The 9,709-nt window shown below is 74.1% G+C and carries 8 protein-coding genes; 5 read left to right on the top strand and 3 right to left on the bottom strand.

Annotated elements, in window-relative coordinates; all coding sequences use genetic code 11:
- Positions 1-122: 122 nt before the first annotated feature.
- Entirely contained in the window at positions 123-2,126 is a 2,004-nt protein-coding gene (locus AB0912_RS35520; RefSeq protein WP_366707402.1) for a hypothetical protein, read from the bottom strand.
- 205 nt (positions 2,127-2,331) lie between these two features.
- Complete coding sequence (locus AB0912_RS35515) at positions 2,332-3,258, bottom strand: LysR family transcriptional regulator (protein ID WP_366707400.1); 927 nt, start codon at positions 3,256-3,258, stop codon at positions 2,332-2,334.
- Positions 3,259-3,395: 137 nt separating this feature from the next.
- On the opposite strand from AB0912_RS35515, the gene AB0912_RS35510 reads away from it, so the two are divergent.
- From AB0912_RS35510 to AB0912_RS35495, 4 genes are all read left to right on the top strand, one after another.
- Positions 3,396-3,479: a putative leader peptide gene (locus tag AB0912_RS35510; protein WP_366707404.1), complete on the top strand. Its 84-nt coding sequence runs from the start codon at positions 3,396-3,398 to the stop codon at positions 3,477-3,479.
- 168 nt (positions 3,480-3,647) lie between these two features.
- On the top strand, positions 3,648-4,202 hold the full coding sequence (gene ssuE, locus AB0912_RS35505) for an NADPH-dependent FMN reductase (protein ID WP_366707398.1): 555 nt from the start codon (positions 3,648-3,650) through the stop codon (positions 4,200-4,202).
- 5 nt (positions 4,203-4,207) lie between these two features.
- On the top strand, positions 4,208-5,392 hold the full coding sequence (locus tag AB0912_RS35500; protein ID WP_366707396.1) for an SfnB family sulfur acquisition oxidoreductase: 1,185 nt from the start codon (positions 4,208-4,210) through the stop codon (positions 5,390-5,392).
- 115 nt (positions 5,393-5,507) lie between these two features.
- A complete protein-coding gene (locus tag AB0912_RS35495) occupies positions 5,508-6,650 on the top strand; it encodes an LLM class flavin-dependent oxidoreductase (RefSeq protein WP_366707394.1) in 1,143 nt (380 codons plus the stop codon).
- Here the strand turns inward: AB0912_RS35495 and AB0912_RS35490 are convergent.
- Positions 6,640-7,713: an acyl-CoA dehydrogenase family protein gene (locus AB0912_RS35490; RefSeq protein WP_366707392.1), complete on the bottom strand. Its 1,074-nt coding sequence runs from the start codon at positions 7,711-7,713 to the stop codon at positions 6,640-6,642. The two genes, AB0912_RS35495 and AB0912_RS35490, sit on opposite strands and share 11 nt — an antisense overlap.
- Before the next feature lie 604 nt (positions 7,714-8,317).
- On the opposite strand from AB0912_RS35490, the gene AB0912_RS35485 reads away from it, so the two are divergent.
- Positions 8,318-9,640 (top strand): aldehyde dehydrogenase family protein, encoded by a 1,323-nt coding sequence (locus tag AB0912_RS35485; RefSeq protein WP_366707390.1) that lies wholly within the window; start codon positions 8,318-8,320, stop codon positions 9,638-9,640.
- Positions 9,641-9,709 lie beyond the last annotated feature (69 nt).

Raw genomic sequence — 9,709 nt, 5'->3', positions numbered from 1 at the left:
CGACGCGATCGAGAAGTTCGACATCGAGCGCGAGATCAAGTTCGAGAGGCTCGCCCCCGCCCGGCGGTTTACCCCTTTGGCCCCCGGGCCGTCCAGGCGTGTGCAACGGGCCCCTCATGGGTTCAGGGTTGCGGGGCCTCGTGGGAGCCGCCGTGTGTTCCCTCGCCGACCGGCGTCAGTGACGAGCCGTTCTCCAGGCGGGCGGTGAGGTTGGGGCGGGCGCCCTCGGGGGCCCGTACCGCCAGAGTGTGACCGTCCTGGCGGGCTCTGACCGCGCCGGTCAGTTCGATGCGGGTGACGGCCCGGCTGCCCGCGGCGAGCAGATACCAGTGCCCCGCGCCCGAACGCCAGTGGGCGCCGGCCACCACATGCTGGCCGAACCGGCTGCACGCCGCGGTGGCCCGGGCCCGCGCGACCTCGCGGGCCGGCGCGGAGGGCGAGGACGCGGGCAGCCGCAGCAGCACCCGCACATCCCCCGGACCGCGCCAGGTGCCCGCCCGGGCGCAGGACCACACGGCGCGCCCGCCCTTCTCGGGCAGATCCTGCTCGGCGAAGTCCCAGGCGTTGACCTCCCGGACGCCGCTGCCGCGCAGCTTCTCCAGCCCGCACGCCATGTGCGCCCACGCGACCAGCGCCGGCGTCCCCGTCGCCTCCCTCGGCTGACGCGCCGGCGGGGTCCCGTGACCGGGCGGCGGGGTGTACGTGAGGTGGACGGGGGACTGTTCGCCCAGGTCGGTCAGCAGGAACGCGTGCTTTTCCACGATGCGTTCGGAGGACCGCAGTTGGAGCACCGGCCGGCGCTCGCAGGCCGCGCCGCCCGAGGGTGCGGGGACGGGCTGGGTGAGCCCGTCGCGCGCTACGTCCACCGGGCGGGCGGGGGAGTCCGGGCGGAGCAGGTCACGGGTCCGGGCCTCGGCGATCCAGGGGGCCAGCAGGAACCGCGTCCCGCGCGGACCGCGCCCGACGGCCAGGGCCGCCGCGGTCGTCACGTCCGCGTCGTCGGTCCGCGCCAGCGCCAGCGCGCCGCGCCCGGGAGCGTCGAGCGGTTCGCTGTAGCGCACCACGCGCTGCCCGTCGTGCAGCAGCACCACGGCGTCGCCGTCCACGTCCCCCGCGTACAGGAGCCGGGGTGCCCGGGGCGGCGGGTCCATGGACGTGGCCGCCGTCCTCGTGACGTCCGTGGCCCGCGCGGGCCGGGCCCATGTCGTCAGCGCCCGCCGTAACAGAGGCTGGTCGCCGGTACGGGACCCGCGCGGCGGCCAGGCGGTGAAGTCGACCCGGGAGGTGTCCGCCCAGGAGTCCGGCGGCGTACGCACGAGGTCCCCCGGGCCGGGCAGTGAGACGCCCGCCGGGACACGGTCGGCGGACGACGGCCCCGAGCCCGGCAGCGAGACGGCCAGCACCACTCCGGAGAGCACGAGGACGAGCGCACCCCACAGCACCCGGAAGCGGCGCCGCCGCCGGAGCAGGTCGGTGGGCGCGGTCTGCACCGTACAGGCGTCGAACTCCCGTGACCTGAGCAGCGTCCTGGCCGCCTGGCCGACACTCTCGCCCAGCCGGGCGGCCGACCGCAGGGCCGCCTCGGGATCGGCGGCCCCGGCGGCGCGCAGCAGGGTCTCGATCGCCTCGTCGGTCCGTCCGTCCACACTGCGCAGGACGAACGCGGCGCGGCCGGCGGCCGTCGACCCCGACAGGGCCTGCCCCAGCGCGGTCTCCTCCGCGCCGCCCGCGCGGGGGAACAGCCGCAGCCCCCACACGACCGGCAGCGCGGGAAGCAGCGTGCGCGGCGGCGGCAGACGGCGCGGCCAGCCGCGCGGCGAACGCCCGTACGCGATGGCCGACCGCAGGACGGCCGCGCGCAGCCGGTCGTTCTCGGCGACGGACCGGCGGGCGGCACCGCGGGGCGTCGGCACCCGCGGCCCGGGATACCGCTCCCGGGGACCCGGCAGCGAGCGCTGCACCAGCGAGTGGGCGACGAGGATGCGGCGGTGCCTGTTCAACGCGGGAGGCAGCGTGAGGTACGCGAGACGCACCAGGTCGCTGTACTCCTCGACGAGGGCGGTCTCGGCCCGGTCGAGCGCGGTCCTGCCGCGGAGGACCGCACGCGGTAGCGAGGGGATGGGCATGGAACGAATGCCTTCCGAAGGAGCTGACGTCGTGTCACGCCGCTCCGTCAAACGAGTGACTCATCGGATGGTCACAGGACGACGACCACCGGGCTCCGCCCCGAAGGACCGCGACCGCCGGCCGGGCACTCGCCCGCACGGCGCGTCTCCGATCCGCCGTGGCGCCTTGGTCCGCCAGGTGTCCCCGGCCGCCCCGCACCCGTGCTCACTCCCCGGGGGCCGGCTCCTCGCTCAGCCGCGCCGCCTGGTGGACGAACGCCTCGTGCAGATCCTGGGCCGCCCGCGGTACCGAGTCGGCCCGGCGGCGCCGCAGCATCAGCAGCACCCGGGTCGTCCGGTCGGTCAAAGGCCGGCAGGTGATCGCGCCGCACCGCTCCAGCGGATCGCCCACGACACTGAAGTCGGGCAGCACGCTCACGCCGAGCCCCTCGGCCACCATGAGCTTGCCCATCTCGGCGCCGTCGGTCGAGTACGAGAAACCCGGCACCCTGCCGTCCAGGAACCGGTGCACGTAACGGTGCATGACGTAGCCCGAGCGCATCGCGATCAGCGGTTCGCGCTCGGTGAGCAGGTCGGCCGGGGACACCTCCGCCAGAGCGGCCAGCGGGCTGTCCGGACGCACACACAGCACCGGCCGTCCGGCGAGCAGCCGGGTCGACTCGAACTCCGCGGGCAGGTCGTCGCCGTCGAGATGGTTCACCAGCCCCAGATCGAGGCCCCCCTCGGACAGCGCGCGGTGGATCTCCTCCTGCTGCGCGCCGACCACCTCCACCTGCGTCAGCGGATGCGTGGCACGGAACGCGCTGACCGCCGGGATGAGCAACGGCACGGTCGCCGCGTTCACCGTCCCGACGCGGACCATCCGGCTGACGCGGTGCTGCTCGCCCGCCGCGCCGCGCAGCCGGTCCACCGCGTCCAGCACGTTCACGATGTGGGGCAGCAGCTCCCGGCCCTCGGCGCTCATCCGCGCCCCGGACCGTTTGCGCTCCAACAGGTCGACCCCGAGTTCGCGTTCCAGGTTCCGGACGGTCTCGCTCAGCGCGGGCTGGGAGAGGTGAAGTTCCTCGGCGGCCCGGCGCAGCGAACCGAGCCGGGTGACCGCCGCGATGTATTCGAGCTGTTCGATGCGCACCGCCGCAGCATGCGGCCGCGAAGGAGACCGGTTCAAGGGTTTCCCTGTCACACCTTCGTGAAATTCGCCGGTCCGCGATACGAGACCGGACGGCTGTTCCTTGACGGCCCCGAGCGGGGGCTGCGACGATCGGCGTCATGAACACGCGACTGGACCTCACGCGGCGACGCCATGTCGACCTCGCGCGTGTCTCCAGCTCCGTCTGTTGTCGCGCAGCCTGACGATCCCGACGGTAGGGTCCCCTTCGCACGGACCGCTCCGCCCGCGCCGCCCTTCTTGCCGCGCCCCGGACGCCTCTCCCGCCCGTCGCCCGTATCGCACCGCCCGAATTCCCGCCGAATTCCCGGGCCCCGTTCGTCGCGCCCGCGTACCGCCCCGAAAGAGGACTCATGGCCACCGTCCTGTCCGTCTCCGGCAGCCCCTCCGCCTCCTCCCGCACCGCCAGACTGGTGCGCCACCTCGACGCCCGGCTCGCCGCGCAGGGCCACGAGGTGATCCCCCTCGACGTCCGCACGATCCCCGCCGAGGCCCTGCTCGGCGCCGACTTCCGGCACCCCGCGATCGTGGAGGCGGCCGAGCTGTTCGCGCGGGCCGACGGCGTGGTCATCGGCACCCCCGTCTACAAGGCCGCCTACTCCGGCGTCCTCAAGGCACTGCTCGACCTCCTCCCGCAGTACGCCCTCACCGGCAAGACCGTGCTCCCGCTGGTCACCGGCGGCAGCACCGCCCACGTACTCGCCCTCGACTACGCGCTGCGGCCCGTCCTCAACTCCATGGGCGCGGCCCACATAGTCCAGGGCTGGTTCACGCTCGACAAGGACATCACCACCGCGCCCGACGGCAGCGTCACCGTCGCGCCCGGCACCGCCGAGGCGCTGGCCCAGGTCGTGGACCAGTTCTCCGTCGCCCTCGGCCGTACGCCGCTGCTGGCCGCGGCCGGGTGACGTCCGTGACCGCCCATGTGATCGCCGACGACGCCGAAGCCCTCGCCGTCGCCGCCTCGCTCGCCGACGCCTTCCGGGCCGGAGCCTCGGCCCGCGACGCCGAACGGCGCCTGCCGCACGCCGAGTTGGACCGCCTCTCCGCCTCCGGGCTGCTCGCCGTGACCGTACCCGCCGAGCACGGCGGCGCGGACGTGACGCAGGAGACCCTCGCGGAGATCTTCCGGCTGCTGGCCTCCGCCGACGCCAGCCTCGCCCAGATCCCGCAGAACCACTTCGTCTACGTGAACGTGCTGCGCCGCCAAGGCAGCGAAGAACAGCGGAAGTTCTTCTTCGCCGAGGTCCTCGCGGGCCGGCGCTTCGGCAACGCGCAGTCCGAGGCCGGCACCCGGCACGTCCAGGACATCCGCACCCGCCTCACCCCGCGCCCCGACGGCTCGTACGAACTGACCGGTGTCAAGCACTACTCGACCGGCGCGCTCTTCGCCGACTGGATCCCCGTCCTCGCCCGCGCCGAGCACGACAACCCGCACGTCGCCTACGTCCCCCGCGACGCCGACGGCCTCACCGTCGTCGACGACTGGAACGGCATGGGCCAGCGCACCACCGCCAGCGGCACCGTCCGCCTCGACGCGGTGACCGTACCCGCCGACCGTGTCGTGCCCCACCACCTCACCTTCCAGGGGCCCCAACTGCACGGCGCGGTCGCCCAGTTGCTGCATGCCGCCATCGACGCGGGGATCGCCGCAGGCGCGCTCGCCGAGGCCGCCGAGTTCGTCCGCACCAAGAGCCGCCCCTGGTTCGAGAGCGGCGTCGACACGGCCGCCGAGGACCCGCTGCTCATCCAGCGCTTCGGTGAACTCGCCCTCCAGGTACGGGCGTCCGAGGCGCTGCTCGGGGTCGCGGCCCGCGCGGTCGACGCGGCCCGCGGCCACCTGACCGACGACTCCGCGGCCGAGGCGTCGATCGCCGTGGCCGCCGCCAAGGCGCACACCTCCGCCACCGCCGTCCTGGTCGCCGACGCGCTCTTCGAGGTGTCCGGCACCCGCGCGGCCCTGGACTCCCTCAACCTGCACCGGCACTGGCGCGACGCCCGCACCCACACGCTCCACGACCCGGCCCGCTGGAAGATCCAGCACCTCGGCTGCTACGTCCTGAACGGCACCAGACCCCCGCGCCACGGACTCCTCTAGTCCGCTCGGCCACGCTCGGCCACCCCCCCCCTGCGGCCCTTGCCCCCCATCTGCGGCCCTGTCCCCACCCGCGGCCCTGCCGCCCGCCCGGTCCCACGAACGGAGAACACCCGCCGTGTCCCTCACCTTCCACTGGTTCCTGCCCACCAACGGAGACAGCCGCCATGTCGTCGGCGGCGGCCACGGCACCCCCGCCACCGTCTCCGGGCAGGACCGCCCGCCGACGGTCGCCTACCTGAGCCAGATCGCCCGCGCCGCCGAGGACCTGGGGTTCGTCGGCGCCCTCACCCCGACCGGCGCCTGGTGCGAGGACGCCTGGCTCACCACCGCGATGGTCAGCCAGCACACCGAACGCCTGAAGTTCCTCGTGGCGTTCCGGCCGGGCTTCGTCTCGCCCACGCTCGCCGCGCAGATGGCCTCCACCTACCAGCGCCAGACCGGCGGACGGCTGCTTTTGAACGTGGTCACCGGCGGCGAGAGCCACGAACAGCGCGCCTACGGCGACTTCCTCGACAAGGACGCCCGTTACCGCCGCACCGGCGAGTTCCTCTCCATCGTCCGCGACCTGTGGGACGGCAAGAACGTCGACCTGGCGGGCGAGCACCTGCGCGTCGAGGACGCCCGGCTCGCCCGCGTCCCCGACCCCGTCCCCGAGGTCTACTTCGGCGGCTCCTCACCCGTCGCCGGCGAGGTCGCCGCCCGGTACGCCGACGTCTACCTCACCTGGGGCGAACCGCCCGCCCAGGTCGCCGAGAAGATCGCCTGGGTCCGCGGGCTGGCCGCCAAGGAGGGCCGGACCCCGCGCTTCGGCATCCGGCTGCACGTCATCACCCGGGACACCTCCGAACAGGCCTGGGCCGAGGCCGGCCGGCTCCTCGACGGCTTCGACCCGGCGACCGTGAAGTCCGTTCAGGAAGGGCTCGCCCGGAGCGAGTCCGAGGGCCAGCGCCGCATGCTCGCGCTGCACGGCGGCGGCCGTGACGGCCTGGAGATCCACCCCAACCTCTGGGCCGGCATCGGCCTGGTGCGCGGCGGCGCGGGCACCGCCCTGGTCGGCAGCCACGACGAGGTCGCCGACCGCATCGAGGAGTACCACGCCCTCGGCATCGACGAGTTCGTGCTCTCCGGCTATCCGCACCTGGAGGAGGCCTACTGGTTCGGCGAGGGCGTCCTGCCCCGCCTCGCCGCCCGGGGCCGCTGGCAGCACCCGTTCACGACCGCCCCGGCCCCCTCCGCGCAGGTGCCCTTCACGAGCTGAGGGGGCCCGGGGAACCCGCCGATCCCAGCGCGCCGAGGTGCGCCGCCCGCACCTCGGCCGTCTGCCCCTGCACCAGCAGGAACATCCCCTCGCGCGCGAGCCGTTGGGCGGGGTGGCGCAGGTCCATCGCCCGGCCTCCGCCGGCCACGACCGCGGCCGTGGTCGCCGCCCGCATCACGTCGTACGCCCGCGTCTTCCACACCAGCCGCTCGTCGATCCGCCCGGTCGGCACCGGGTGGTCGGCGAGCGCGTACGCCTCGCGCCGCACCTCGTCCAGCCGCTCGCGCAGCACCCGCGCGGTCTCCTTCGCGGCCGGGTCGTCCTCCAGCAGGGCGATCGCCGCCGCCGTCACCCCGAACACGGCCGGGGAGGCGTTGGTGTTCTTCGGCCGGTCGGTGACCGCCCAGTCCGCGTAGGGGACACGCAACGCGACCGACTCCTCGGGCAGCCACAGTCCGTCCAGGTCGAGGGAGACCGTCCGGGAGGCGGACAGCGCGGCGAGCCGCATCGGCGCGGAGGCGCGCAGCCCCGGCTGTTCGCGTGCCTCGGTGAACGCGAACAGCGCCTCGTCCGCGTCGGTCACTCCCGCCAGCAGCATCACGTCGTTGAGTCCCCAGCCGGAGTACCAGGGCACCGTCCCGTCGAAGCGCCAGCCTCCGCGCTCCCGGGTGACCCGCACCGGCAGGCGCGGATGGGCGCGGAGCTGCGCGTACGCCACCCCGGACAGCAGCTCTCCGCGCGCGAGCGGGCCGAGCAGCCGGTCCCGTACCGGCAGGTCGCTCTTCGCCAGCGTCGCCACCGGGGTGTGGTGCTGGGTCTGCACGAACCACGTCGAGCAGCACGCCCCGGCCAGGATCTCCGCGGTCTCCCGCGCCACCGCCGTTGGCGCCGCCGACCCGCCGTACGCGACGGGCGCGCCCACCCCGAGCAGCCCGGACGCCTTGACCGCCTCGATGCTGCTCAGGGGCACTCCGTCCTGGTCCACGTCCTGCGCGCGGGGCGCCAGTACCTCGGCCGCGAGCCGGCGCGCGGCGGTGACGAGCGGATGCGGTGTGGCGGTCATCGAGGGAATCTCCCGCTGTCGTCGTGGCGTGTGCCGGTCCGGCGCCCACCCGTTCGTGCGGCCGGTGTGACACCGCACCACGTCCGTGGTGTCAGTGCGGCACCGACCGAGGGAGCACCGACCGGTCGAGCATCGAGGGGATACATCATGAAGTACTACGTGCTGAACGGGACGCAGCCGCAGGGCGAGCCGGGCGGAGCCGGGCTGGGCCGAGCGGAGCGGGCGGAGCCGAGCTGGGCCGAGTCGAGCGGGCGGAGCCGGGCTGGGCCGTCCGGGTCCGAGGTGCCCGCGCCCGAGGTGCCTGCGCCCGAGCCGGTGGAGCCCGAGGTGCCTGATCGACCACCGAGAGGCATGACCTCGTGCGGCGCTGCTCATGGGCGGGTGATGGCGGGTGGGTGATGGCGGGCGGGTGAGGACGGGAGTGCGGCGGTCGCCGGGACCACCCTCTGACGCGGGCCGTCGCGGAAAGTAGTGGCGCACACCCGGAATGCGCACGCTCCGTGAAAGGTTGGCATATACATCAAGCTGTGGCCGGTGTGCTTCACCCCGGCCGCGGAGCACCGGCGCGCCGGCCCCCGGTCCGCGCCCCGACCAGCGAGGCACCGTGAACCACTCGACCACCGAAGAGCCCGCCGACATCGTCACCCGGCTGCGCGCCACCTTCCGTTCCGGCCGCACCGCGCCCCTCGCCTGGCGTACCGAACAGCTCGGCCGACTGCGCGCGCTGCTCACCGAGCACGGCGAGGAGCTGGCCGCCGCCCTCCACGAGGACCTGGGCAAGAGTTCCGCGGAATCCTTCCGCACCGAGATCGACTTCACCGTGCGCGAGATCGACCACACCCTGGAGCACCTCGACGGCTGGCTGAGCCCCGAACCGGCGCCCGTGCCGGCACACCTCGGCGGGGACGCCACGGCCTGGACGCGGTACGACCCGCTGGGTGTCGTCCTCGTCATCGCCCCCTGGAACTATCCGGTCCAGCTTCTCCTGACCCCGGTGGTCGGCGCGCTGGCCGCGGGCAACGCGGTGGTCGCCAAGCCCAGCGAACTGGCGCCCGCCACCTCCGCCGCCCTCGCCCGGCTCCTGCCGGCCTACCTGGACACCGACGCGGTCGCCGTGGTCGAGGGCGGGGTACCCGAGACGACGGCCCTGCTGGCCGAGCGTTTCGACCAGATCTTCTACACCGGGAACGGCACGGTCGGACGGATCGTGATGCGCGCCGCCGCCGAGCACCTCACCCCGGTCGCCCTCGAACTCGGCGGCAAGTCACCGGCGTTCGTCGACCGCGACACCGATCCGGCAGTCGTCGCCGACCGGATCGTACGCGGCAAGTTCCTCAACGCCGGCCAGACCTGCGTCGCGCCCGACTACGTCCTCACCGACCCGGAGACCGCCCGCGCGCTGGAGCCCAAGCTCGCCGAGGCCGTCGAGGCACTCTTCGGACCCGAGCCGAAGGAGTCCGCCGCGTTCGGCCGGATCGTCAACGAGCGGCACTTCGACCGGCTCACCGGCCTCCTCGGCTCCGGCCGCACCGTCACCGGCGGTGACAGCGACCGCTCCACCAAGTACATCGCCCCGACCGTCCTCGCCGACGTCGACCCGAAGTCGCCCGTCATGGCGGAGGAGATCTTCGGCCCGATCCTGCCGATCGTCACCGTGGCGGACCTGGACGAGGCCATCGGCTTCATCAACGACCGCGACAAGCCGCTCGCCCTGTACGTGTTCACCGAGTCGGACACCACGCGCGAGCGGTTCGCCGCCGAGACCTCCTCGGGCGGCCTCGGCTTCGGCCTCCCGCTCGCCCACCTGACCGTCTCCGACCTGCCCTTCGGCGGAGTCGGCGAGAGCGGCATGGGCAGCTACCACGGCCGCTACTCCATCGAGACGTTCAGCCACCGCAAGGCCGTACTGGAGAAGCCGCTGGCCTGAACCGGTCGGCGGCACACCGCGCACCACAGGCTCCCACCGTCGCAGGGCCCGTCCGGGATCGGACGGGCC

The sequence above is a fragment of the Streptomyces sp. NPDC007084 genome (assembly GCF_040703595.1).
In the GTDB taxonomy this organism is placed as follows: Bacteria; Actinomycetota; Actinomycetes; order Streptomycetales; family Streptomycetaceae; genus Streptomyces.
Note: the sequence above shows the minus strand (reverse complement) of the source record. Positions and strands in the feature narration are given on the sequence as shown.

Coding starts and splice junctions, on each gene's coding strand:
- AB0912_RS35520 (WP_366707402.1), bottom strand. CDS start 2,126: ATGCCCATCCCCTCGCTACCGCGTGCGGTCCTCCGCGGCAGGACCGCG.
- AB0912_RS35510 (WP_366707404.1), top strand. CDS start 3,396: ATGAACACGCGACTGGACCTCACGCGGCGACGCCATGTCGACCTCGCG.
- ssuE (WP_366707398.1), top strand. CDS start 3,648: ATGGCCACCGTCCTGTCCGTCTCCGGCAGCCCCTCCGCCTCCTCCCGC.
- AB0912_RS35490 (WP_366707392.1), bottom strand. CDS start 7,713: ATGACCGCCACACCGCATCCGCTCGTCACCGCCGCGCGCCGGCTCGCG.